Source organism: Salmonirosea aquatica, assembly GCF_009296315.1.
Taxonomy (GTDB): Bacteria; Bacteroidota; Bacteroidia; order Cytophagales; family Spirosomataceae; genus Salmonirosea; species Salmonirosea aquatica.
On sequence record NZ_WHLY01000002.1, the window covers coordinates 2,136,198 to 2,161,990 of the forward strand.

Below are 25,793 nucleotides of genomic sequence, written 5' to 3' on the forward strand. Positions count from 1 at the left end.
CAATCAATCCCCATCAGATTGTATTCAAACTCGGTTTGGTTATCTTTTCCATGGGCAGCGAAATCATCACGGAGGTACCCCTGCCGGGTTCACTTTGCCACATGACCTGCCCGCCCAGAAACGCAATGCGGGAATGGATATTGGCAATGCCGTTTCCAGCGAGTGATTCCTGCTCGAAATCGGCCCCACGCCCGTCGTCGTCCACGCTGATGAGGGTGGTTTCGTTGCTGGCCATGACTTGTACGGTTATGGTGTGCGCATCGGCGTGTTTGAGGGCGTTGTTGAGTAGTTCCTGCACGACCCGGTAAATCATCACCGAAGCCTCGTTACCCAAAGGGGGTACCTCACCGTAGTGTTCTAGGACCAGTTTTGTCTCATTGACCAGATTCAGCTTTTGCACCAAATCTTCGAGAGCTGGAATGAACCCAAACGTAGAGAGCGAGTAAGGTCTTAAATTACTGGAAATCAGTCGAGTCTCGGTACAGGCTTCGTCCAGAAACTGGTTCAGCGGCTCCTTGACACTCAGCGGCAACTGATCCTGATGCGCCTCGACGAAGAGCTTGATGCGAGACAACTGAATGCCCAGTCCGTCGTGCAGGTCGCGGGCGATGCGGCTACGCTCGCCTTCCTGCCCTTCGATCATGGCGCGCAGCGATTTCAGTTCCAGCTCCCGGATCTGCTGCTGGGCAATGACCGTTTCCTGATGCGCAATCAACTTTTGCTGGCGGCGCAGAAACACCAGCGTACCCACGCCCAAGACACTGATAATCAAACCCACTGCCAACATAGAATTCACGACCCGCTGCGTGCGGTTTTGCTCCTCAATCAATTGTTTTTCCACAGCCAGCGTGTTGATCTGGCTTTCGTATTCCTGCAAACGAATGCTCTTGGTCTGCTCGGAGGTATTGAACCGATTGGCATAATCGAGTGTCATCAGCGACGCTTCGTACGCCTTTTCGTACTCACCCAGCCGCGAATAGCTGTCGGCGGTATGCCGGGACAGTTCCCGCAGCATCGACAGGTCATTTTCTGATTCGGCTATTTCAAAACTCTTCCGGTAAGATTCAATGGCCTCTTTGGACTCGTTTCTGAACTGATGCACCAGGCCCAGGTAAAAGTGGTTCAAGGCAACGAGCCAATTGATTTTCAGCGGGCTGGCAATCTTCAAGCTCCGGTTGGCAAAGTATTCGGCGGAGTCTGGTTTTTTAACTCTCGAATAGGTATTGGCCAGCAAATTCAGGGCGTAAGCCTGCAGCTGGGGTTGCTTATATTGGGCGCTCAACTGTTCCGTTTCGCGCAATTGGGTGATCAAATCCGCCGGTAAGGGATCCCTTTTCTGGGCAATGTTGGCCAGGCCGAGGCGGCTCTCGATCACTTTGGGCATATTCCGGGTCCGCTCGAAATATTGCCGGGCTTTAGTAAGGTACTTTTCGGCGGTACCCTGCATAAAATAATCGTGGGTGTAGTAATCCCCGATCACGATATATTCGTTGTAGTACCCCAGCGAATCACCCAGTAGGCCATAATAGTGCAATCCTTTGAAATAAGCATCCAGCGAATGCTTATTGTACCCGTATTGCTGATGATACAATTGTCCCAGGGAATCGTAGGCACGGGCCACCTGAGCGTATTGCTTTTTTTGTGACAATTGACTGATCTGCTGCTTGAGACTGTCGAACGGTGCCGATTCACCCATAGACCTACCTGACTGGCATTCAGCACCTGATGCCAGGAGCATCAGTACTAAAGTCCATCCTAAAAACCTCCATTCATACAGGCCGGTACGTTTCATTCAGATCGTTCATTTCGACGCCTGTCGTCGCCAGATCAGGCAATTAATTGCAGTTCCATGGCGGTTTTGATCAAGAGCGCCGTATTGGGTACCCCAAATTTCATCAGCAAACTGCTGCGATGAAACTCGACCGCCTTGGCGCTCACAAACATTTGAGCGGCCATCTGCTGGGTAGTCAACCCCTGCGCCATCAGGGCGAGGACCTCCGTTTCCCGCGGGGTAAGATTGGGTTTCAAGGCTACTCCGGTTGATGATTTACGGCTTCTGGGCTCGTCGTTCAGCAGGATATGCGTGATGGTATCGTTGAAATACTGTTTCTTTTCGTGTACCGCTTTAATGGCCTGTATCAGTTCCAGCTTGGTCGTGTTCTTCAGAAGGTACCCCTTAGCTCCCTTTTTCACCACCCGCTTGATCAGGCTGGCGTCGTCGTGCATGGTCAGCGCCACAACCTTGGTTTCGGGAAAAGTGTGCGAGATGTAGTCACACAAGCCTAGGCCCGCCTCAATAGTTGGAAACGAAATATCCAGCAGAACCACATCGATCACGGTCTGATCCAGCCGCTCCATGACCGCCTCCACACTGAAGCAGCGCTCGGCCACTTCGATATCCGGCGAGCCCGAAATAAGCGATTCGATGCCTTCGACGAATACATTGTGGTCATCGGCAATAAGTACGCGTATCATAGCTATTCTCTGGGCGGTTGAATCGTAGGTAATACTAACTAAATCGGCGCTTCCATTATTGCCAGACTAGCACTTTGCTACCCAATAACGTCCGATAAATTGAATTTTGTTTAGCAAAAGTAGGATTGCCCGAATATTTTAGGAATAGTGAATACCCGAACGTTTAAAACTTAGGGAAAACCCTAGGTAGAAGCCGCACCAGTAGCCGGAGCGGTAAACAGAACAGATAGGAAGTAGGAAATAGGGCGATTTTTTAGGCAAGAAAGGCTTCCTCGATGATCCCACAGGCCCGGTCCATCTGCTCTTCGTCGATGACCAACGGCGGAGCGAAGCGAATTTTGTTGCCGTGGGTGGGCTTGCAGAGCAGCCCTTTGTACATCATATTCATGCAGAGTTTGTAGGCAGTGTTGCTTTCTTCAGTGTCGTTGATAACGATGGCATTGAGCAGGCCTTTCCCCCGTACCAGCTGGATCAAATCGATTTTAGCCCGCAACGCCTCCATACGCCCCCGGAAAAACCGTCCCATTGTCTCGGCGTTTTCGGCCAGGTTTTCGTCTTCCACGACCCGCAGGGCTTCCATGGTCACGGCGCAGGCCAGCGGATTGCCGCCGTAGGTAGAGCCATGTTCGCCAGGCAGGATCGTGAGCATCACTTCGTCGTCGGCCAGAGCAGCCGATACGGGTAGGGTACCCCCCGAAAGGGCCTTGCCCAGCACCAGAATATCGGGCTTTACGCCTTCCCAGTCACAAGCCAGGCGCTTGCCCGTACGGCCGATACCCGTCTGTACCTCATCGGCAATAAAAAGCACGTTGTACTGCGTGCAAAGCGCACGAACGCCCTTAAGGTACCCCTCGTCGGGTACCACCACGCCCGCTTCGCCCTGAATGGGCTCGACCATGAAGGCCGCGACGTTGGGATTTTTTTGTAGAATTGCCTCAAGCGCGTTCAGGTCGTTGTAGGGAATGAGCGCCGTACCCGGTAGGAACGGGCCGTAGTCGTCGGTACTGGATGGGTCGGTTGAAGAAGAGATGGCCGCCAGGGTACGTCCCCAGAAATTGCCCGTAGCATACACCGTCACCGCCTGATCCTGAGGTACCCCTTTTACTTTGTAAGCCCATTTGCGGGTAAGTTTGAGGGCCGTTTCGCCCCCTTCTACGCCCGAGTTCATCATCAGTACCTTGTCGTAGCCAAAATACTCGGCCATGAATTTCTCGCACTCACCCAGCCGGTCGCTGTGGAAGGCGCGGGAAGTTAGCGTCAGTTTCCGGGCCTGTTCGATCATAGCATTTACAATACGCGGGTGGCAGTGCCCCTGGCTTACCGCACTGTAGGCCGACAGGAAATCCAGATACTTATTGCCCTCCACATCCCACACATGAACGCCCTCGCCACGGTTCAGCACCACGGGCATGGGCTTGTAGTTGTGGGCTCCATACCTCCACTCGAGTTCGATGGCGTGTTCGGTGGCTTCGGAGTGGGTGGTATCGATAGGATGCATGGGTCGTCTGATTTCAGAGGTTTTAGAACAATTAAAATAAACCGGAGGTTGTGGAGTAAAGGTAGTAAAACCTCACCTCCGCGCAAAGTTGGACACCACTGGAAAAAAATCTCCGGCAGAGAGCCCCCGCCCTGCCCTTTCTAAGGAAGATTACTATTTCAATGAAGAAGGCTTGATGGTTTTTACCGCCACGTACCACCTCAAAAGGGGCTACTGCTGCAAGAGCGGCTGTCGACATTGTCCTTACGGCTTTCACTCATCCAACAGCTAAGTGGAACCGGACATACTAAAAAGCGAGTTATGGGTTTGACCTACAACCTTTTACAAAAAAATACATAGGGAAGTCTTTGAACTCTAAACTAAGAATTCTATATTTGCACCCTCATTTGCAAAAATTGAAAGATCATGGCTAAGGTTTGTCAAATTACCGGAAAAAGAACTCGCGTTGGAAATAACGTTTCTCACGCCAATAATAAAACGAAGCGTAAATTTTACCCCAACCTGCAGAAGAAGCGTTTCTTCGTACCTTCTACGGGTGAGTGGATTACGCTGAAGGTTTCTACCTCGGCGCTGCGTACCATCAACAAAAACGGCCTCGAAGCTACCATTCGCAAGGCCTACGAGAGGGGTACCCTGAGCATCTAAGCGCTTTCCAACTGTTATTTTGAAAAGCCTCTTCGGTCACGGAGAGGCTTTTTGTGCTTGGTGCATGTTCCGAAACCTACTTACAGTATTAACTTTTAGCCGTTCGTCGCGTATAGTCTTAGGTTCGTCATATTTTCGGATCAAACTATTCCGCTTATGCGTTGTTTTGTGGATGCATAAACAGGAAAAATTCAATTTGATGAAAAATATACTGCGAGTCGTTTGCCTCGGATTGGTTCTATGGGGAATCGGAACGAACGCACAGGCTCAGGAAAAATACACAGTCAGCGGCTACGTGAAGGACATAGCCAACGGTGAAGGGTTGATCGGCGTATCGGTCTATGTACGGGAGGCCAGCACGGGCGTCGTTACCAATCCCTACGGCTTTTATTCCCTCACTTTGCCCCAAGGAGAGTATACTTTGGTTTTCAGCTACATAGGGTACGAGAAATTGACCCGTACCCTCACGCTCGGTTCCGACCAGCGCCTCAATGTGGAAATGGCCGCCGAAAGCCGGCAATTGCAGGAGGTCGTGGTGTCTACGACCAAGGAAGACGACAATGTGCGGAGCCTGGAAATGTCGGTCAATAAAGTGGACATCAAGACCATCCGCAAGATTCCCGCCCTGCTCGGTGAAGTGGATGTTATTAGAAGTATCCAATTATTACCCGGGGTAACCACGGTAGGAGAAGGTGCTTCGGGCTTCAATGTGCGGGGTGGCGACGTGTCGCAGAACCTGATTCTGCTCGATGAAGCGCCCGTGTACAATTCCTCGCATCTCTTTGGATTTTTCTCCGTCTTCAACCCTGATGCCGTCAAGGATGTGAAGCTGATCAAGGGAGGTATTCCGGCGCAGTACGGCGGGCGTATTTCGTCGATTCTGGATGTCAGAATGAAAGAAGGGAACACCAAGCAGCGCGAAATCAACGGCGGCATTGGTACCATTTTCTCCCGACTGACCTACGAGCAGCCCTTCGCCCAGAGCCGGGGCTCGTTCATCGTGGCGGCGCGGCGGTCATACATCGATGTGCTGGCGAAACCTTTCCTAAAAGGCGATCTGAAAAAAAGCCGCTTCAACTTCTATGACCTCACGGCTAAGGTCAACTACCGCCTCGATGACAAAAATACTTTTTATGCCTCCGGCTACTTCGGGCGCGATGTGTTCGGGGCGGCAGATTTTGGCTTTGGCTGGGGCAATGGCACCGCCACTGCCCGCTGGAACCACATTTTTTCTAATAAATTGTTCCTGAATCTGACGGGTTATTATAGCAATTACGACTATTCCATCGAGTCGGACCGCAACAATAAGGACGCCGAGGACAAGTTCACCTGGAACTCCAAAATCATCAGTTCGAGTCTCAAACCGGACTTTACTTACTACCTGACGCCGAACAATCAGATCAGTTTTGGCGGGCAGTACATACGGTATAATACCCGCCCCGGCAACGCCGTGGCCATTTCAAGTGGCGAGAGCCGCAATATCAGCCTCGATTCACGCTATGGCGACGAGTCGGCGTTGTACATCGCTAACGAACAGAAAATCTCCGATCTCCTTTCACTACAATACGGCCTTCGCTACTCTTTCTACCGCAACCTGGGGCCGGGCCAGGTGTATGAATACCAGGAAATTCAAAAAGGCGAACGTAAATATCCGGTACTGCCCGGCACGGCGGTACCCAAGGGTGATGTCATTAAGCAGTATGGCAACTGGGAGCCCCGGTTTTCCCTGAATATGAGCCTGACTTCCACAGCTTCTATTAAAGCCAGCTACAACCGCACGGCCCAGTACCTGCATTTGCTATCCAATACGGCCGCGAGCTCGCCGCTGGATGTGTGGACGTTGAGTACCAATCTCATCAAGCCCGAAATCGCTGATCAGGTGGCGCTGGGCTGGTTCCAGAACTTCCGCGACAATACCTATGAGGCTTCCGTGGAAGTGTACTACAAGGATTTGCAGAACCAAATCGACTATGTACGTAACTCCGACCTGCTGCTCAATCGTTACGTCGAAGGCGATTTGCTGTTTGGCAAAGGCCGAGCCTACGGAGCGGAGTTTTTCCTGAAAAAGAACAAGGGACGGTTGACAGGCTGGCTCAGTTATACGCTGGCCCGCACGGAACGGCTGGTGGAAGGCGTGAATAACGACGCGTGGTTTCCGGCCCGCTTCGACAAACCCCACAACCTTACGGCGGTCGGTATTTTTGAATTGAACAAGCGCCTGACCTTATCTTCCAACTTTACAATTGCTTCAGGTACCCCCGCCACGTTCCCGACGAATCGGTTCGAGTACAACGGCTGGGCTCTACCCTACAATGTCTATAATGCCCGCAACAACAACCGGATTCCGCCCTACCACCGGCTGGATCTGGCAGCGACCTTGAAATCAAAACGAAAATTGTTCAACACTGGCGAAAGCGAATGGGTGTTTTCGGTGTACAACGCCTACAACCGCCGCAATCCGTACTCGGTGTATGTACAGCCGAATGAGGACAATCCGCTGACCACCGAAGCCATTCGCTTTTCAGTCATCGGGTCCATCATTCCGGCGGTGACGTATAATTTTAAATTTTGATTTTTTCAGGGGCAAAGGAACACGGGCTCAGAGGCACAAAGAGGTAAAAGGGAAAGAGAAAAATCAAATCAATTGCCCAAGGCTGAACTTGGGGACAGGGATTAAAAGCCAAGTAGTATGAAAAAGAAAATCGCTGTGCTTGGGGCAACGGGCCGAACCGGAATCTGGATTGTGCAGGAAGCTTTACAGCGGGGTTACGCGGTGAACGCCCTGGTGCGTGAGCAAAGTAGCTTGAATATCGAGCATAATGACCTGACGATCATCAAAGGTACCCCTACCGCCACCATGGATTTGATGCGGGTGATGGAGGGTTGCGAGGCTGTGTTGAGTGCGCTGAACATTTCCCGAAAAAATGAGTGGTGGCCCTGGTCGGAGTTGAGTTCGTCACCCACCTTCCTGAGCGATGTAGCCCAAAAAACGGTGGACGTAGCGAACCAAAGCAATCTGAAACGCTGCCTGGTCGTGACCGCCTGGGGTACCGGCGAAACGAAGCAAGATATTCCGGGCTGGTTTCGGTTTTTCATTAATACTACCAAAATTGGCGTGACCTACCGTGACCACGAACGGCAGGAAGAAATCTGGGCAAAATCGGGCCTGGACTGGACCATCGTACGCCCCGTGGGACTCAACAACGATACTGAAGAAAAGCCCATCGGGGTACTATTGGAAAGCAAAACCGCCAAGCCCACCCAATTGATGATCAGCCGCCGGATGGTAGCCAGGTTTATGCTCGATGCATTAGAAGAAAACACCTACCTCCACCAAAAGCCGATTATTTTTTACACCTAAAAAGTCATGAAGAACAAAGCATATCCTTTCTATATTCTGTTGGCCCTGACCTCGATGGCAATGCTGACGGGCTGTGAGGACGTAATCGACCTCAAAACCGAAACCGGCCCATCCCAACTCGTAGTGGACGGCTGGATTACCGATCAGCCCGGCCCACAAACGATTCGCCTGACGCTTTCGGCGGCTTATTTCAACAATAGCCCCGCCACAACGGCTGTTGGAGCGGAAGTACTCGTCACCGACGATGAGGGCACTGATTTTCCTTTCAGCTATAATCCCAAAAAGAAGTCTTACGAATGGATACCAGCGCAGGATACCCTGGCGCTGGGCCACATAGGACGTACCTACACCCTTACGGTTCGCTACGAAGGTGAAACCTACGTGGCTACCAATCAGATCAAGCGTGTGCCGCGCATCGATTCGTTGGCATATGAAGAAGAAAGATTTCCCATCAAACCTGACAAAGGGCCACAGGAAGGCTACATTGCTCAATTTTACGCCCGTGATTTTCTTGGTCTGGGCGATACGTACTGGATCAAACCGTTAAAAGGCGGCAAACTCAACGGTACCGAGGCCAGCGCTATTTCGCTGGCTTTTGATGGGGCCTTCAGTCCGGGCTCACCTTCCGATGGGTTGATTTTCATCCAACCGCTCCGGCAGTCCATTACGGTCAACGGCCTGTTTTCGGCGGGCGACACGGCTGGTGTGGAGCTGCACAGCATCACGCCCGAAAGCTACTATTTTCTGCTGCAGGTCAGGCAGGAATCGGCCAACGGGGGAATTTTCGCGGTACCTCCCGCCAATATTCCCACCAATATCCAAAATGTAAAGCCCAACGGGAAGAAAGCGTTAGGCTTCTTCGGAGCCTCTGCCGTCAGTCGCGCCGAAACGGTGATCGACCCCAAGAAGGCGAAGCCGAAAAGTTAGGCACAGAGGAGCGTAGGGACAGAGGTACAAAGTATCTAAAAATACGGTACCCTGGTGCAGCTTACACAATTAAAAAACTTGGTCGCTTTGTGCCTTTGTACCTCTTCCCCTTTGTTGCTCAAAAAGAATACATCACCTGCGCCTTTACTTCGCTACGGGTGTTGCCCTGAATCTCACCCAATCCCGAACTAATCAGCTCGGTGTTGAAAAAACGCGACTGCGACCAACGCAGCCAAATCCGCATATTTTGGGAGAGCGCATAGCGTAGCATCAGGTAGTGCCGGGTACCTTGGTCGTAGTAGGCAGGCAGCGAAAAAGCGTACAGTACATCTTTCTCGTACACATACTGGCGGCTGTCGTAATTGTCAGTAGCGAAGAAAGCGACCCTGCCGCTCAGTTCCAGCCTGGAAAATCGCCACGTTAAATCCTGCAAAACGGTGATTCCCTGCGAACGGGAGGTACCTTCAAATCCAAAATTACCGCCCTGCACGCGGGTACGCACGGCAAAGCGCAGGGGTACGTCGTACTCAGCTTGCAATACCGCTGTGCGGCGAATCGTTGACGCTACTTCGGCTAAGGGCGAAGTATTTCCCGGTACATTCCGCATTTTGTGCTCTTCATGAAAAAGGGCAAAAGCCGTAAACCGTTTGTTAGGCGTGTAGCGGACGTGCAGCAGCCGGTCATTCCCCTCAGAAGGCGCGTTGACCTGGTATTTCAACCATGGAAAATGGAAGCGGTCGTAAAAGCCGCTGATCTGCCAGCGGCGGTTGGGTTTATAGCGCAAGCCCCAGTAGGTACCTGACTCGTTGATAGGTCGAGAACCTTCGGTGATCGGATTGCCGTAAAATGTATGAAAATCGCGGTCGTAGTGACGCAGCTGAAACGTAAAATCCAGCGCCTTGCTCAATGGGACGATCAGCCCACCTACCCCACCCAAGCCTCCGCTCTGCGACCGTGCTCCTTCGCCAAAAAAATGAAAATTCTGCCAGTGGTAGTCGCCGTGCAGCCCGACGGTCAGGTTTTCTTTTCCCGTAAATTCAAACTTGTTGTAAGGTAGGTCGCGGCGTTGCAGGCTTTTGTCGAAGTGGGTGTACAGTGCCGTCAAACCGATTTTCCCGCTTTGCCTGGGGAAAGTATAGAGTGCGTGGAAGCCCGCGTTTTTCTCAGGAATGAGCCCCTGATTGGCGCGCTCGGTAGGGGTGCGGTGCAGCCCGGCGGTGAGCAGCGAAGAAATGACCGTGCCATCGGGCCCGTCGGATAATTCATTCAGGCTGGCATCGCGACGGGTAGCCGAGCCGAACAGGGTCACATCCAAATTCTTACGCACATTCACGGTAGCCGCCGCGCCCCGGAAAAATCCCGCTTCGAGCACGGAAGTATAGGGTCGCAAGCCCAGGGTACTGCGGTAGGTGGTCAGGATGGTTTCGGTACCTTTCCCCAGCGCGAAACCTGCCGCCATCACCACACCCTGCCCGGCCTGCATCTGAAAATCACCTATGATGAGGTTTTTGAGCCGTCCCCGGTTCATGATCTGGGCGTGAAAGGAAGTGAAATCCGCGCCAAAAACCTGGCGGTCGGGCCGCCAGGCCAGTATTTCCCCGGCATCTTTTTCGGCGGTAAAGCCAAAACTGTACGCTCCGATGCGAGAGTACCGGTAACGCAGGTAGGTCTGGTAGGGATCACCCGCGTAGCGGGTTCGCGAGCGCGAAGTGGTGTCGATATCCGAGAACCCTTTTTGCTGCTCCAGCAGTCGTTCCGAGCGCAGGATCAGGAAATGTTGGGTAGGGTTTTTCAGCGACTCGCGCAGCGTAAGTTGCCGCGTCTGTACCGTCACGAAGGGCTGCAATCGCCGGATGGTAGGTAGGTCGAAGCCGGGAATGGCCTGTAATTCGTACAACGAAAGCAACGGCCCGAGTTCGGTGCGGTACTTCATGAACGCATCCAACTGGCTTTCCGACAGAATGTAGGTCGCCGCCAGTTCGTCACGCGTGGCGATGTTCAGATCGCGCGGATTGGCGTACAACTGAAATAACGACTCGAACAAGTCGCTGTAATTAATATCTTCACTGGGTACAGGGAAAAGTTCCTGCACAAACTGCTGGATGTCGATCTCGCGGCGTGGCGGGGTTTGGGCATGAGCCGGGGAAGCGGTGAGAAAAAAGGCTCCGCTACTGATCAAAACAAGAAGTATTCTGACAAGTAGCGGTGCAGGCATAGGTTTTCAATTCAAGATATGAGATATTAGAAATGAGCAAAGGCTGCCGCATATAAGCATCTCATAATTCATATCTCATATTTAGACTAATACGCTTTCAGACTCAAATCCAGGCTCTTGACCTGATGGGTCAAGGCCCCGCTCGAAATGCTGTCCACGCCGGTTTCGGCCACGGCGCGGAGGGTCGTTTCGTTGATATTACCGGAAGCCTCTGTTTCGATGCGGTCGCCGATACGCGTTACCGCCTCGCGCATGTCAGCCAGCGAAAAATTATCCAGCATAATGATATCCACGCCACCCACGCGCAGTACTTCGTCCACTTCGGCCAGGTTGCGGGTTTCTACTTCTATTTTCAGGTTCCGTCCGGTTTCGGCAAGGTACCCCCGGGCACGGGTTATGGCTGCTTCGATGCCTCCGGCGTAGTCGATGTGATTGTCTTTCAGCATAATCATATCGTACAGGCCCATGCGGTGGTTGTGCGCACCACCGATGCGGGTAGCCATTTTCTCGAACAGGCGAAAATTAGGCGTCGTTTTCCGGGTATCCAGCAATTTTACAGGTAGGTCGGCGATCAAATCCACCATACTGCGGGTGTAAGTGGCTATACCGCTCATGCGCTGCATGATGTTGAGCATCAGTCGCTCAGCCATCAGAATAGAGCGCGCGCTGCCTTCGACCGTCAGGACAATATCACCTACCTGAATACGGGTACCATCCTGGATGAACACTTCGACTTTCAGGGTAGGGTTTACTTCTTCAAAAACAACCAGCGCTACCTCTACCCCGGCCAGTACCCCCGCTTGCTTGACCAGGAGTCGGGCACGTTTGGTGGCATTTTCGGGTACACAGGATAGCGCCGAATGGTCGCCGTCGCCGACATCTTCACGCAGGGCGAGGCGAATCAGGTCGCGGAGTTCGTGGGGATTGGTTTCCATCATACCGGAAAAGTACGGGGAAGTGGGGAAAGGTGCAAATCAGCAGCCTCACCTTCTGTTTATTTTTCATCCATTGCCTCCAGCCATTTCACGGCTTCCGGCTTGCCATCGAGATTTTCTGAAACTACAGTTTGCAATAGTTTCCGAGCGGTGTCTACATCCGAGGGCCGGTTGCGTTGGAGATAGGCCAGGGCTTCGTAAAATGTTCCGGGATTGGCGTATAAATCCTGCCGCTGGGCCAAGCGATGGAAATATGTGATAGCCTCGTCGTAATTCTGCTGGCGCAGTGCGATAATACCCACTAGTTTCAGAGCCTCCGCATTGTCAGGATTCCGTTGCAGAAGTGCTTCGCTAAGCGATCGGGCCGTGGCAAATTGGCCATCATTGTAGGACTGTATGGCCATTTGCAGGCTATCGGCTTCCCCGCCCATCTGCACCGATAAGGTAACAAGATTCTTTTCTATATAGGCACCGGCCATTTCGCGCGCCGTGAGTTTGGACATACTCAACCAGAACCACGTCAACGCCAGCAGCACTACGGCCGCCGCCGCATAGTACCAGGGCTGAAGTCTACGCATCAAAGTCGCGCCATAGGGTACCTTATATTCCTGTTTTTGCCATGCGGCGTGGCGCTCGGCCAGTATTTGTTCCCGAAGCACCTGTCGGGTGCTCAGGTAAAAAGCCACTTCTTCGGCCAGTTGGGGATTGTGGAGCAGTTCCTGCTCGAACTGCTCCCGTTCGGGAGGAGACAGTGCTTCGTTGAAATACGGTTCAATACGTTCGTTCATGACTTCGTGGGTTCATTGGCTGCTACTATTTTCCGGTATGGTACAGTTCCCGCAATTTATCCAGGCAGCGTCGTCGGCTGGTCTTGGCCACTGCCGCCGACTGGTAGTCCAGTTGCATCGCGATCTCCTCATCCTTATACCCTTCTCCCCACGCCCACAGAATGCGACGGCATTTGTCGCCCAATGCTCCGAGCCGATGGCGGAGCAAATCCACATCCTGCTGCCGCATAATTTCCTGAACCACCGAACGCGCTTCGTCGGGCAGCAGGTTCAGCGCATCAGTTAGTGGCCCGGGCTGGTATACCTGTGCTTTCTTAGTCGTGTTTCGGCGCACAAGGTCAACACATTTGTTAGAAAAAATCTGATGAAGATAGGTCTTGAGTTCTGAGCGCCCCTCGAAACGGCCCGATACGAGATGCTCGATCACGGTCAGGACGGCATCGGAGTACGCCATGGAGCAGTCTTCCGCCGAAAGCCGGTGTTTGCGCTGGCCGTCCCGGATCAGGTAGGCGTATTTTTCGTAGAGATGATTTTCGTACGAGCGACGCCGGGGTCCTCCCGTACGGATACCCTCGATAATACTGGAGTCCTGGGGTGTTTTGGCCAAAAAATTCATTCGTGTGAGTTAGCGTCGGGAAATATAGCACAAACGGCCGACTTTCGACAAAGCCAATGATTGATTCTATAAATAACTGACAGGCATTACCTTACAAAAAATCAGCTCGGGATGTTTACCGGGGTACTCCTTTCTGCGACTAAGGGGGCATACCGATCCATTCACTAAAACAGAACGCCCCATCATGAATCAGCCCGCCGCCCCTACTTCCTGCATCCATATCGGTGGTTACGCCCACGTACAACCCGAAGAAATCCTCTTTTGCCGGGGGGATAGTAATTACACTCACGTATATTTTGTCAAAAGACGCAAAATGACGGTGGCGACGACCCTGGGTACCCTGGAAGACCGCCTCACCGCCGAAGGTTTTGTTCGGGTCAACCGATCCGAATTAGTCAACCGAAACCATATCGAGAACTACGACGGCCACCGGGTTACGCTCTCCAATGGCACTATGATGCCCATCTCACGGCGTCGGCGCAAAGACGTGCGACAACAGCTGGAATCAGCGTTCGGTGTTTTTCAAACCCTGCCTTTACAGTATGCCTAGCGAACAGAGAAAGGTAAGAGCTACCGAAAAGTTACCGTTCGATAAATTTCGGGCTGTATAATTGTTTGAGGGTAAGCAAAGAACGAACTTGTAGGCATGCCAACGCCTAATGACGCAAAATTCTAACCCTCTAAAATAGACTCTCATGGCCGACCAGACTCAGTTTCCCCCGCGTAGCTCCAAGGTCCCGTCGGGTCTGGAGGCTACCATAGGTAGAATAAAAAAAGAATTCGTTCAAAAGCTATTAGCCCAGAGCAATGTCTCCTCCCTGGATCCTAAGGAGATCAGGAGCCTGCTGAGTACCTATTACAGAACCGGCCAGTCGCCGTCAGGTCTGATCGCCCAGACCCGACAGAAAATACTCGTTATTGCGCATGCGGAAGCAGTATCCGCCAACCTTAAGAACGGAGACACCGTAAAGGTACCCCACAGCGCGGGCGAACTTGAAGCACGGGTAAAACGCATAAGTGAGTACCCTAATGCCCCGGCAGAATTTAAGGATGCATCAAACCTTCCGATATTTACCCTGACGGTTTTAATTGAATGGGAAGGTACCCCCGATTTTATAGATGAAGTCACATCGGTCAATAAAGGGACAAATGCCATCACAATCATAGATCAAGCCGAGCAGGCTGACAATTTCATCATCAATCCGCGTAACCCTATCTCCGAACCTGATCCTCCCATCCGAAGCCTGGTCCTGGGATCGGGACTCCTGGAGCTACCCCTCGCCAAAAGTGACTATTCTGCTGACGTCTACGGGATTATTACTAGCGCTCTACCGGATTATCCTGACGATACCATCAAAGTCGTAGTGAGCGATACGGGCCTTAAGCTTAAGATCCATACCCCTTGCGGCCAACAGAATGAGCTTCCTCAGCAGAAATACACGACCTGGGACGGAAAAACGACCTATTTTCCCATTGCACCCAACCCGAACGGGGTACCTTCAGATCTTAACCCCATCGGTTTTTGCTCGCTGACGAACTACCTCGACGACACCTACCCCATGCCTCCCAGGAACGCCAGTTTTCTTACAGGAATCCCGACCGACGATGGCATGGTCTTGCGTAATCCGAACGATGACCACCACGGACGCCATGGTACCTGCATCGCAGCCATCGTGGCCCAGAATCCCGCCGGCGCTTCGGCGATTATCCCCCTGAAAATTTTCGACTTCCTGGGTTTTGGTACCTTATTCGATATCCTGTGCGGATTCAATTACATATTCTCGCGGATCGAGGCGGGCGAGAATATCAGGATCATAAATGCCAGCTGGGGGGCGGCCGTTCCTAAGAAGGGTACGGATGTGTACCGACTTCTGGAAAGAAAAATTGAAGAATTACAGAAAAGGGGTGTTTTCCTACTGGCCGCGGCAGGAAATCGGGACAGCATCGACCAGACTATTGGGCGTAACTTATCAGACGAACCCGCGGTACCTGCCTGCTATTCAGCAACCTACGACAACGTAATTACGGTCACCACGGTGGTAGAAAATTGGAAAGAGGTTTTTTACAACCGTATGAAACGGTCGCGCTATATCAACCGGGACCTACACAAGAGGCTGCTTGCCTCAGGGAACTGGTTGGAGTGGTTCCTGAATCTGTTCGTCAATATCATTCCGGATGGTTATACAGCGGTTGAGAACTATTCGTCTCAGTATGTGCAGGTAGGCGTAGTAGCCCACCCGATAGGCGGTATTTTCCCCATGCCTTTCGGCAGCCCGGCACCGCCACCCCTGGCAGGCTCTTCGTTTGCAACGGCTTATATGTCGGCTTATGTGGTCAGGTACCTAAAAAATAACCCTAACGCTACCCGCGCCGAAATCCTCGCTTCCCTATCAACCCATGCCAGTCTGGAGGCTCAGGTCCAGCAGGGTAGGTACCTTGAGTTGGACACCGTGACCCGAAAGAGTATCGAAGCTAACTTCAAGTCTGTCCTGCATGCCATCCTTTCGACTTTTACATAAAAGACTGATTGGCTTTCTACTGCTGATAGCCTTACCGTCGCTGGTCTTGGCACAATGTCCCTCGCCCCGGCAGTTGCGGGATACTTTGCAACAGATCGTAGGCAGGCCCTATCCCCAACAGGTATCGGAGCTACGGCAGTGGAGCATCCGGTGGATACGATGCGGTTATCCTAAGGATTCAAACTACGTGGATGGCACCCTGCAACTGGGGCTGGTGTACCTGAACCTGGGTACCTACCCAGAGGCTATCCGCCTTTCGGAAGAGGTCGTGGCACTATACGGCAGGCCCAATTCCCAACTCAGAAGAAGTGATTTGGCCAAAGCCTACTACCGTCAGGCGGTTGCTTTGCATTATCTGGAAGACGACCAGGCCATGGAACTTCTGCGTAAGGCAATCCGGGTAGCCGATACTACGGCGGAAGGGAAAGTGTGGTCCTCCAACGCTCACCTCTACCTGGTCTATAACTACTTTGCCAAAGGCGATTACCAGAAAGCCCTGCTCCACGCCACGCGCGGGGAAACGCTGGCCCGTGAGGTCAGCGATACTATTTCCATTTCGAAAATACTACAGCAAAAAGCGCAGGTGCTGAGTGAGCAAGAACGCTTTGGCGAGGCGCAAGTTGCCCTTGAAGATGCCATTGGGATTCTGAAGAGCAATCCCGTCCACCAGCGCAGCGTGGCCTCCCAGTACCGCCTGCTCGGGGATGTCTACAAGAATCTGGGCAAAACCGACGAGGCCGTCCAGTGCCTCAATACGGCATTTCGGATTGCCCAGCGCCAAAAATATAAACCTGCGGACTTCGCAACAAGTCTAGGCTACCTCCACTATGAGCTTGGAAACTATCCGCAAGCGATCCGGTACTACAGAATTGCCCTTGAACTGGATCAAAGTCCCTACAGTAAAAGCCTGATATTCGATAATCTGGGAGCGGTGTACTGGAAGCTCAATCAATTCCGACGGGCTTTATCCTTTTACCAGCTAAGTATCGCCGAATTAGTGACCGATTTCGAGCCTACCACGCTTGGCCAGTTGCCACCGTCAAAACACATCCGGCTGATTACGCAGAAACTTTACCTTCTGGCTACGATACAGGACAAAGCCGATACCTGGCTCGACTATGCCCGGCGCGCGCCGGATTCGCCGAGCAGGAATGTACGGTTGCGAAACGCCCTGCGTACTTACGCGCTGGCCGACAGCATGATTGACTACATGCGTTACGAACACGAAGGGGAAGGCTCCAAACTGTTTTGGCGGCAGCAAACGCACGGCCTGTACGAACGTGCCATTGAAGCGTGTTACCTGGCCAATGATCCGGAACGTGCCTTTCATTTTCTGGAAAAATCCAAAGCCGTACTATTGGCCGACAAACTCAACGAACTGGGAGCCAACCGCCAACTCTCGGAAGCCGATACCCGCCAGCAGCGCGCTCTACGCGATAGCGTGTCGGGGCTGCACTACCAGTTGGACGAAACGCCAGTCGGAGATAAAAACTACCTGGCACTACGAAGCCGACTGGAAAAAACCGAAGACGAATTCGATGTATTCCGGCGAAAACTTGAAAAAACAAACCCGGCCTATTACCGCTACAAGTACGATTCGCATATTCCCAGCCTGACCGAAACCCGAAAGAGGCTTTTTTCTTCGAAAGCAGGGCAAGGACCAGCCTCTACCTTAGTGTCTTATTTCATGGGTGATAGTGCTGTCTATGCGTTTGTGCTCACGCTCCATCAGGCTCGTTTGGTAAAGCTGGCCATCACGCCGGCCCAGTACCAGGCTGGTGCTGGCGAATTGTTGGCCCTGAGCGCCAATGGCCCCTACCTAAACGCGCACTATTCCCGCTATAGGGCACTTGCGTACCTTCTGTACCGGCAGTTGTGGAAACCCCTCGCGATCACTACTGCACGGGTTATGGTGGTACCTGATGGCATATTCCTGCCTCTCGAAGCCTTGCTGACGACTCCGGGTCCCGATGATTTTCTGCTCAGGCGCCATGCCATCAGTTATTCCTATTCGGCTCGGCTCATGCAGCCATCAACCGAGCAGCCCGGGGCCTTTCCCGGATCGGGCTTTGTGGGTTTTGCTCCAGAATTTTTCAACAGGCCTAAGCTTCCCTCCCTCCAGGGTTCGTCCGAAGCCCTAGCATCCATAAGTCAATCATTCTGGTTTGGAAAAGAACTGGTCAACCATGAAGCCACTAAAGCTAATTTCCTACAGTATGCGCCCACTGCCCGCGTAATCCAGCTTTATACTCATGCCGATGCCGACAGCACCGACCTGACTGAACCCCGGATTTATTTTCATGACACCGCCCTCAACCTTTCCGAACTAAACCAGGTTGATCGGTTCCAGGCGCAACTTCTGGTACTTTCAGCCTGCAGAACTGGCGTAGGAGCCAACCAGCGCGGCGAAGGGATATTTAGCCTAGCCCGGAGTTTTGCGGCATTGGGTGTCCCCAGTACCATTACTACCCTCTGGACTGTCGAGAATCAACCTACCTACACACTTACCAGGCTATTCTATACCCATCTGAACGAAGGCCTGCCCAAGGACATCGCCCTGCAACACGCCAAGCTAGACTGGCTCCGGGAAGGAGGCGCGGCCCACACGCTGCCTTCGCAGTGGGCGGGCATGATCCTGGTGGGGGAAGTGGAAGCTCTGCACGATGGGCGGTGGTTCTGGATAGGAGGAACGATACTCTTCCTGGCCCTCTTGCTAGGCGGTACCTTCTGGTGGTATCGAAAGCGTGTTTCCAGATTCAACGTACCAGTACCCGCCGCAACCCACTTGTGATAAATCCATACTTTACAGGCATCCGACGCTTCTCGCGCTGGCGTTTGGAATAGTAGGCGGTACCTACCCCCAGCAGCACACCCGGCGTCAGCCATGGAATCAACTGCAGGTAGACCGAGGCGTCTTCGGGCAGATAGCGCGTCATATTGACGCAGAAGGCTGTAATGGTGGCGATGTAGGCGCCCATGATTTTACTGATATGACCGAAGTACCAGTGCATTTTCTCGGATTCGATTTTCCCCGAAAACAATTGCAAATCTTTACGAGCATTGACTGAAATCAGCGTTCCGAAAACGGCAAATAGAATGGCGATGAAATAATTCTGCAGCCCAATAATGCCATACCCCGCATAACCCAGCATCGCCAGGCCACAGGCCAGAGCAAGTCCTGCCGCTACCCGATCCAGAACAGTGGCCTGAGTGGCCGATTTTTTCATTGCCAACACGCGTTCGCCTGAGAAGGTGAAGTAAAAACTCAGGATAGCGATGCACAAGAAAAATTGCAGTTTGAGTTGTCCGGGTCGCAGGGCAAAAAGCATGAGCGTGGTTATGAACACACCAAACATGGACCAGTAATATACATTGCCCCAAAACTTATGGACCTTGCCCCCCTTTTTGGCAAGCATAGGTACCACGCCCGTTGCGAGTGCGGAGAAACCGAAGGCGACGTGGATAAGGAGAATAATTTTGTAGAAGTCCATGAGCTTGAAATTTTGCGGGTGAGCGATTTGACTGGGACAAACCTACCTACCCATAAATCTCTGTGCAAATAAAAGGGATGGGCAACCAAAATTTGGGATAAAAGACAGCCATTTGGGCTGTTATGCACTTTTTGGGACGTTTGACAAGGCTATTTCCGGAAATAATCCGCTACCCGATCGCCATATCGCCGCGCTACGGGGATTAGCACAGAATGGTGTTTAAGTTGCAGCTTGTAACCCTGCGCGTTGCCGGAGATGCTTTCGACCTGTTGCAGATTTACGATGTAGGAACGGTGGCAACGTACCAGGTCGGGATGATGAATTTGCTCTTCAAAGCGGCTCAGGCTGCCGCGCAGCAACGTCTTTTCGACTTTATCCTTTTGAATAAAAACGACTTCCGAGTAATTGTCCGCCGACTCGATAAACAGTAAATCGTCCACCGCCACGGTCAGGGAATCTTTCTCATTTTCGGCGGTAAGGGTGATGTTGCCGGATTCGCGGGAAATAACGGATTCCGGCTCGTGTTTCTCGATCTGCAGGTTGTCGGTAGCATACCTGCGCAACAGACGTGTGTAGCTTAGCAGCGTAATAACTGTAGCCGGAATCACACCTACAGCCGCGGTGAAGCTTAACCAAACCAGGACGTGGGCGAAGCCATTGCCCATCGTCCATTGACTATAAAGGATATTGCCCAAGGCAATGAAAATGATTACAAAAAGTGTCCAGGCTATTTCTCTACCAACTGTCCAGTTTTTTTCATCGAAAAAATTCCCGAGTACCTTCGGGAAGACCAGACCTACCCCCGTCAGGCAAATAAATGTCACGAGCCCATAGCCTGCGATTAGGTAGGGCTTGACGGGATCATTCCACTGTGCCAATCCGAAGGGCTGAAAAATCAGAAGAAAGAGGGCTACGAAAAGACCGGAACCCGCCGATGTGAGTAGCCAGCGCCAGGGACTGCGCTGTTCACGGGGGTAAGGCTGAGCGAGAAATTGGAACATACGGCAAGATAGTCGGTACACGCACGGTTGTCAATGGAAATTAACTTTTAGCTTAATGCGGCTCATCAACATCCCAGGTTATGCCGAAGCATTGGTACAATAAGAAAAGTCAATAGCTCCTCCTGGTCAAAATAAAGCCAGGCATGGATTGATAAATAAACTGAAAAGCAATATATTCATGCTACTTTGGGCCATGTCCCTCACCAGCTATTTTTTACCAAGCCATCAACACATAATCCATACTACTATGAAAAAGCTCGTTTATGTTCTTTCTCTAACGTTGGGGATATTTTTATTCCTGACAAGCTGCAAATCCGATTCCCCAGACATCAAAATGGTGGAAGGGAAAGGACCTGCCATCGATTCCCTCATTGCCATCAATGGCTTTGCCCACATCCAGGTAAAAGGGTCGCCTACCGTGTATCTTTATCAGGGAAATACCTTCGAGGTCAGGTTGTCAGGTTCCAAAAACCTGCTTCCCCTGGTAAATGTTTACTGGCGAACTCCCTTCCTGGTCATCGAAACGCCAGAAGATGTTATGATTAGAAATAACAATCTGGAACTTCACGTACAGCTTCCCGTTCTTATGGGTGTAGAAAATATAGGGACGGGCCTGGTTGAGTCGAAAACCGACTTTACCTGCGAATCTCTAATTGCCCTAACCAATAATACAGGCGAATTGCGCTTGACCGGAAAGACAAAGTCTCTTACTGCTTCGATGTACGCAACAGGTACCCTGCATTTGGAACAGATGCAAGCGGAGAAAGTTACTGTTGATATTTCGGGTAAGGGAACTGCTAAAGTCAACGCTGAAAAGACACTCTATGGTTGGCTGGATGGTAGTGGTAAGGTTCTCTACAAAGGGAATCCGCGCGTTGGGGTAGAAATCACTGGTACGGGAACAGTACTCCCTTTTTAAAACCCTCTTACTTCTAGGCTACCAGCTCCTTCAAATCCGCGTTAGAGTATTCTCCAATCCAGGTTTCGCCATTGGCGACGTTCGAAATCTGTTTCAGATTTTTATCAAACTAATGAACGATTCATAGCGCTCAAATTGGCTGTCGGCCGAAATCAAAGGCAAGCCTTCGGCGTGAGCAGTTGCTATGATGTACCGATCAAACGGATCGCGGTGTTCATCAAATAAAGGAATGTCCTGGTAGGTTGAAATGTGTCGATTGCTGACAGGAAGAAGGGTGAACCCATCCGCAACAAGTGTTTCAATGAATGTTTCGAGATTGATGATAAAATCGGGAAGTTTACCGATTTTCAATTTGATCGACAGTTCGATCAGGCTAAACCGGCTAACCAGAATTTCATTACCGGAGTCTTCTAATAGGGATTTGACATAGGGCGTCAGCTTTAGATTGTTTTCCTTAGCCCAAACAGCTATTTGTGTGTCGATCAAATAGCGCATCAGAACATGTAATCTTTCAGATCATCCAACGGCTCGTTGAAGTCGTCAGGAAGGGTTATTTTACCCTCCAACCCACCTAATTTTCTCTGGGAAGTTATATTGTCCTCGTCCTCGATAAATGTGATGATAACTTTCGCTTTCTTTTGGGTGGGTGGAGCCTCCAAAAGAGTCAGTTTCCCATTTTCATAAACGCCGCTGATCGAAGTGTACATGTTTTCAGTTTTTTATCAAATATAATAAAAACAAGGGATATCGATTTTAGTGAACCCGGCTTCCTTCACTTCAGCGCCACCAGCTCCTTCAAATCCGCGTTGGAGTATTCTCCGATCCAGGTTTCGCCGTTGGCGACGGTCAGGTTGGCAAGTTCTTTCTTATTCTGAATCAGTTGGTTGATTTTTTCCTCAAAGGTACCTTCGGTGATCAGGCGGTGCACCAGCACGTTGCGGGTTTGGCCGATGCGGAAGGCGCGGTCGGTAGCCTGAGCCTCCACGGCTGGGTTCCACCATAAGTCATAATGGATCACATTGTTGGCGGCAGTCAGGTTCAGACCTGTACCGCCCGCCTTAAGCGACAGCAACAGTAGCCGCGTGGCGCGGTTCGTTTGAAAATCTTCCACCATTTCATCGCGATTATTCCGACTTACGCCGCCGTGCAGGAAGGGTACCTCTAGTTCGAGTTGCTCGCGCAGCATGGTCTGTAGCAGGGTACCCATTTCTTCGTACTGAGTAAAAATCAAAGCTTTTTCACCGTTTTCCAGCAGTTGTTGCACCAGTTCCAACAGTAAAGTACTCTTGCCGGAAGCCTGCGGATCGGTGCCGCCTTTCTTAAGGTAGTGCGTGGGATGGTTGCAGATTTGTTTAAGTGCGGTCATCATTTTGAAAATCATGCCGCTGCGTTTGAAGCCATCTTTTGCGCCCTCGATGCCGCGCAAAGCAGTATCCACTACACTTTGGTACAAAGCCGCCTGCTCCGCCGAAAGCTGGCAACTCTGGTCCATTTCGATTTTGTCAGGCAAATCCTGAATGATGCTTTTGTCGGTCTTCACCCGCCGCAGAATAAACGGCTTGGTCATACGGCGAAACACATCGAGGCGATGTTGGTCGCGATCTACCTCGATGGGAATCGAAAAATCCTGGCTGAATTTCTTCAGGGTACCCAGGTACCCCTTGTTTATAAAATCGATGATACTCCAGTATTCGCTCAGACGGTTTTCGACGGGGGTACCACTCATGGCGATGCGTACGCCTGCTTTGATTTTCTTGACCGCCTTGGTTTGGGCGGTAGCGGGATTTTTAATATTCTGGGCCTCGTCGATCACCACTACAGGCCAATTGGTTTTAGTGAATGTTTCTTCTTCACTGCGTACCACGCCATAGGTCGTCAGTACCAGATCGGTATCTTTAAATTCGAGTTTGCTACGGTTGGGACCGTGATACACGTGAGCTTTCAGGCCGGGTGCAAAACGGGTGATTTCCTTGCTCCAGTTGGTGAGCAAGGTAGTAGGCAGTATCACCAATCCTTTGTTTTTCTTAAAAGCCCCTTCTTCCTTGAATTTTTGCAAGGTAGCAATCACCTGCAACGTCTTGCCGAGGCCCATATCGTCGGCGATCAGACTACCGAAGCCGATGCGGGCATTCTTGTACAGCCACTCGTAGCCGCGCAACTGGTAGGGCCGTAGCGTAGCGTCGAGTTTTGTGGGTAGATTTAAGGCTTCGGGCGTCGTGAGGTCTTTGATGAGCTTGCGGGCGGCAGCGGTCAGCGTCACGCCCGCACCTTGATACTCTTCGGTCAGAGCGGTCTGGAGCAGGGTTTGAGAATCCAGTTCGGGGGGATTTTTGAGCTTGTCCAGCAGCGAGCGGATTTCCTGCTCGTCCAGGTAGACGTACTGGTCTTTTATTCTGACCAACCCCCGGTAGTTCTCAATGATCTGGACAAATTCTTGGGTATCCACGTGTTGCTCACCGATGGCGACCTCCCAGCGGAAGCCCAGCATTTCGTCCAGACTAATTACCGAGCTAGCCGCCACTTTCCCGTTTTCCTCATCGTCCAGCAGCATCGAAAGCTGAGGACGGGCCAGTTTTTGCAACGCCTTGGGCAACATGATCCGGATGCCAAACAGTTTCAGGGGAGGTAGCATCTTGAACAGTACCTCGGGAAATTCCCGGGCATTGAATGCAAGCTCGTCTTCACCTTTGGACGAAATGAGCGTATTGAGTCGGGGAAAATGCTCAGCCATCATCGACAGATCGCGCAGCACGCCCAGGCGTACTGGCGCATAGTCGGGTTGCCGCATAAATTCTTTAAAGGGTACCGGGGCAGCCATTTCTTTGGCATTGTTTTCCACCAGAATATGCACCACGAAGGTACCTCTTTCGGTATCGTCCTCTACCTGAAGCACGGGGACGAAATCACGCTGGGCGATGAAGAATTTATTGAGCCAAAGCTGAATGCCTGCCGGAATCTCGCGACTGTCGAATCCGCTGAAACGGGCCAGCTCGCGCCGGAAAAACATATCCTCGATTTCGGTATCCTTGTAGTGATATCGGTCGTTGAATTGCCGGATACGCTCGGTCAGCAGCAGCGAGCATAGCAGTGTGAACCAGTCGCTGGCGATGGGTTCGTAAATGTCGTTGCGGCCGATTTTGTAGAATAAAAATTCGGGGGGTAGCAGAAGCTTGAGCTGCTCAGCCACGCGCGCGATGTCTTCATTGAGTAGTGCAGGAATCCAGCGCACAAAGTAGGCTTCCTTTTTCAGCTGCACCCGTAATAACTGCGGAAGCATTCCGCCCTTTTCCAGCAGCTTGCCGGCAAAACGATTGGTGAGGTACAATCCGCGCAGCAGCGGCGACAGCTGGGGTAGCTGACTGGTGGGTACATGCTGGAGCCAGTCCACGAGTTTCTGCACGTTATTGAATTGATACACCAGACGTTCGTTGGTGTCCCGGAAATTGGCCTGCAGAAAACTCATGGCTTCGTCCCAGATGATTTCGCCGCTCTCCACCGCGTCGAGATCCTTATCATAATCATATTCCCGCCGTACGGCTTCGGAATCCGCCGCGTCGGCTACGGCCAGGGCGTGGGCTTTTTTCTGAGCGTCGTTGTAAAAGTCCCGCAGAATGGTTTTGAAATTGCCCGTTTTGTAAAAAAGCGGCGCGTCGCTCAGTAACGACAGCAGGTCGTCACTTAGGGAAGGTAGGGTGGAAAAATCAATGGCCGTGTACAGACTTTCGTCGGGTCGAAATTCGGTTTCTTCGCCTAATTCGACGGGCTTGCGCAGAAGGGTTACGTCCAGGATTTCCACGTCTTTCTGCTCGGCGGAGGCTACCCCCAACCCTTCCAGTGCTTTGAACAAATCGAAATCACGCAGTTCGAAAACCAAAAAGGGATTTTTGTCGATCTCATTGGCAACCAGATAGAGTACCGCCGCCCGGTGCTTGCAGGGATCGCTCCAATCGGGACAGGTACAGGACGAGTCGATTTCGCTCCAGCTTTTGGGAAACAAAGCCACCCCAACCCGGCGGCAGGCTTCGAAGAATTCGGCGGGGAGCTGGCGGTTGAGGAGCTGGGTCAGGAAAAGCGGATTCTCCGCAATCAACCCCATCGCCTTCGCCTTGTCGGAAGTGGAAAGTGGCTCGATGCTGAACTTGACTTTATAAGGAATCGGTCGGGTACCCCTCACTTTGGCCTTGAAACTATTACCCTCAAAATCAATGGACTGCACTGCACCACCATTGGCATAGGTACGTCCCCGGGCCAGGCGCCCATTCTGATCCATGCCTTCCAGCACGCTAATCCACTGCTGCCCCCACCAGGTGTGCCCATATCTGATCCGCTTCGCCATGTGGTTTTCCCGATCTAATTTTTGGCAAAAAAACAAAGGTAGGTAAAGCCATCCGTACCTGCCAACC

General features: G+C 51.9%; 21 protein-coding genes. 9 read left to right on the forward strand and 12 right to left on the reverse strand.

Annotated elements, in window-relative coordinates:
• Positions 1-13: 13 nt before the first annotated feature.
• The 3 genes from GBK04_RS09940 to rocD form a co-directional block, all read right to left on the reverse strand.
• Entirely contained in the window at positions 14-1,792 is a 1,779-nt protein-coding gene (locus tag GBK04_RS09940) for an ATP-binding protein (protein ID WP_152759169.1), read from the reverse strand.
• A 35-nt stretch (positions 1,793-1,827) separates the two neighbouring features.
• The gene (locus GBK04_RS09945; RefSeq protein WP_152759172.1) at positions 1,828-2,475 is read right to left on the reverse strand and encodes a response regulator; all 648 of its coding nucleotides are present in this window, start codon (positions 2,473-2,475) and stop codon (positions 1,828-1,830) included.
• Positions 2,476-2,728: 253 nt separating this feature from the next.
• Entirely contained in the window at positions 2,729-3,973 is a 1,245-nt protein-coding gene (gene rocD / locus GBK04_RS09950) for an ornithine--oxo-acid transaminase (protein ID WP_152759175.1), read from the reverse strand.
• An 88-nt stretch (positions 3,974-4,061) separates the two neighbouring features.
• On the opposite strand from rocD, the gene GBK04_RS09955 reads away from it, so the two are divergent.
• The 5 genes from GBK04_RS09955 to GBK04_RS09975 all read left to right on the forward strand — a co-directional run bounded on the left by GBK04_RS09955 (position 4,062) and on the right by GBK04_RS09975 (position 8,906).
• Entirely contained in the window at positions 4,062-4,244 is a 183-nt protein-coding gene (locus GBK04_RS09955; protein ID WP_152759178.1) for a C1orf53 family protein, read from the forward strand.
• A gap of 134 nt (positions 4,245-4,378) precedes the next feature.
• Complete coding sequence (rpmB, locus tag GBK04_RS09960; protein ID WP_152759181.1) at positions 4,379-4,618, forward strand: 50S ribosomal protein L28; 240 nt, start codon at positions 4,379-4,381, stop codon at positions 4,616-4,618.
• 199 nt (positions 4,619-4,817) lie between these two features.
• The gene (locus GBK04_RS09965) at positions 4,818-7,190 is read left to right on the forward strand and encodes a TonB-dependent receptor (RefSeq protein WP_152759185.1); all 2,373 of its coding nucleotides are present in this window, start codon (positions 4,818-4,820) and stop codon (positions 7,188-7,190) included.
• A gap of 117 nt (positions 7,191-7,307) precedes the next feature.
• Positions 7,308-7,979: an NAD(P)-dependent oxidoreductase gene (locus tag GBK04_RS09970; RefSeq protein ID WP_152759187.1), complete on the forward strand. Its 672-nt coding sequence runs from the start codon at positions 7,308-7,310 to the stop codon at positions 7,977-7,979.
• Between the two features lie 6 nt (positions 7,980-7,985).
• A complete protein-coding gene (locus GBK04_RS09975) occupies positions 7,986-8,906 on the forward strand; it encodes a DUF4249 domain-containing protein (RefSeq protein ID WP_152759190.1) in 921 nt (306 codons plus the stop codon).
• Positions 8,907-9,024: 118 nt separating this feature from the next.
• Here the strand turns inward: GBK04_RS09975 and GBK04_RS09980 are convergent, their stop codons facing one another.
• From GBK04_RS09980 to GBK04_RS09995, 4 genes are all read right to left on the reverse strand, one after another.
• Positions 9,025-11,121, reverse strand: coding sequence for a helix-hairpin-helix domain-containing protein (locus GBK04_RS09980; RefSeq protein WP_152759193.1), 2,097 nt, complete (start codon positions 11,119-11,121; stop codon positions 9,025-9,027).
• Between the two features lie 86 nt (positions 11,122-11,207).
• Positions 11,208-12,056, reverse strand: coding sequence for a carboxylating nicotinate-nucleotide diphosphorylase (nadC, locus tag GBK04_RS09985; protein ID WP_152766006.1), 849 nt, complete (start codon positions 12,054-12,056; stop codon positions 11,208-11,210).
• A gap of 59 nt (positions 12,057-12,115) precedes the next feature.
• Positions 12,116-12,844: a tetratricopeptide repeat protein gene (locus GBK04_RS09990; RefSeq protein WP_152759196.1), complete on the reverse strand. Its 729-nt coding sequence runs from the start codon at positions 12,842-12,844 to the stop codon at positions 12,116-12,118.
• Between the two features lie 25 nt (positions 12,845-12,869).
• Positions 12,870-13,460, reverse strand: a complete 591-nt coding sequence (locus GBK04_RS09995) for an RNA polymerase sigma factor (protein ID WP_152759197.1) — start codon at positions 13,458-13,460, stop codon at positions 12,870-12,872.
• Between the two features lie 184 nt (positions 13,461-13,644).
• On the opposite strand from GBK04_RS09995, the gene GBK04_RS10000 reads away from it, so the two are divergent.
• From GBK04_RS10000 to GBK04_RS10010, 3 genes are all read left to right on the forward strand, one after another.
• Positions 13,645-14,010 carry a LytR/AlgR family response regulator transcription factor gene (locus GBK04_RS10000; protein WP_152759200.1) on the forward strand — a complete coding sequence of 122 codons (366 nt, stop codon included), beginning with the start codon at positions 13,645-13,647 and terminating at the stop codon, positions 14,008-14,010.
• Positions 14,011-14,155: 145 nt separating this feature from the next.
• Positions 14,156-15,979: a S8 family serine peptidase gene (locus tag GBK04_RS10005; RefSeq protein ID WP_152759203.1), complete on the forward strand. Its 1,824-nt coding sequence runs from the start codon at positions 14,156-14,158 to the stop codon at positions 15,977-15,979.
• A gap of 46 nt (positions 15,980-16,025) precedes the next feature.
• Positions 16,026-18,770, forward strand: a complete 2,745-nt coding sequence (locus tag GBK04_RS10010) for a CHAT domain-containing protein (protein WP_373330870.1) — start codon at positions 16,026-16,028, stop codon at positions 18,768-18,770.
• On the opposite strand, the gene GBK04_RS10015 is transcribed toward GBK04_RS10010, so the two are convergent.
• Both GBK04_RS10015 and GBK04_RS10020 read right to left on the reverse strand, forming a co-directional pair.
• Complete coding sequence (locus GBK04_RS10015; protein WP_152759208.1) at positions 18,736-19,470, reverse strand: hypothetical protein; 735 nt, start codon at positions 19,468-19,470, stop codon at positions 18,736-18,738. The genes GBK04_RS10010 and GBK04_RS10015 overlap by 35 nt on opposite strands.
• Positions 19,471-19,619: 149 nt before the next feature.
• On the reverse strand, positions 19,620-20,471 hold the full coding sequence (locus GBK04_RS10020; RefSeq protein WP_152759211.1) for a LytR/AlgR family response regulator transcription factor: 852 nt from the start codon (positions 20,469-20,471) through the stop codon (positions 19,620-19,622).
• Positions 20,472-20,718: 247 nt separating this feature from the next.
• Between GBK04_RS10020 and GBK04_RS10025 the strand changes: the two genes are divergently transcribed.
• Entirely contained in the window at positions 20,719-21,390 is a 672-nt protein-coding gene (locus GBK04_RS10025) for a GIN domain-containing protein (protein ID WP_373330871.1), read from the forward strand.
• Between the two features lie 93 nt (positions 21,391-21,483).
• On the opposite strand, the gene GBK04_RS10030 is transcribed toward GBK04_RS10025, so the two are convergent.
• From GBK04_RS10030 to GBK04_RS10040, 3 genes are all read right to left on the reverse strand, one after another.
• Complete coding sequence (locus GBK04_RS10030; RefSeq protein WP_152759217.1) at positions 21,484-21,885, reverse strand: type II toxin-antitoxin system VapC family toxin; 402 nt, start codon at positions 21,883-21,885, stop codon at positions 21,484-21,486.
• Entirely contained in the window at positions 21,885-22,097 is a 213-nt protein-coding gene (locus GBK04_RS10035; RefSeq protein ID WP_152759219.1) for a DUF2281 domain-containing protein, read from the reverse strand. The genes GBK04_RS10030 and GBK04_RS10035 overlap by 1 nt, the downstream gene beginning before the upstream one ends.
• Before the next feature lie 65 nt (positions 22,098-22,162).
• The gene (locus GBK04_RS10040; protein WP_152759222.1) at positions 22,163-25,726 is read right to left on the reverse strand and encodes an SNF2-related protein; all 3,564 of its coding nucleotides are present in this window, start codon (positions 25,724-25,726) and stop codon (positions 22,163-22,165) included.
• Positions 25,727-25,793: the final 67 nt, after the last annotated feature.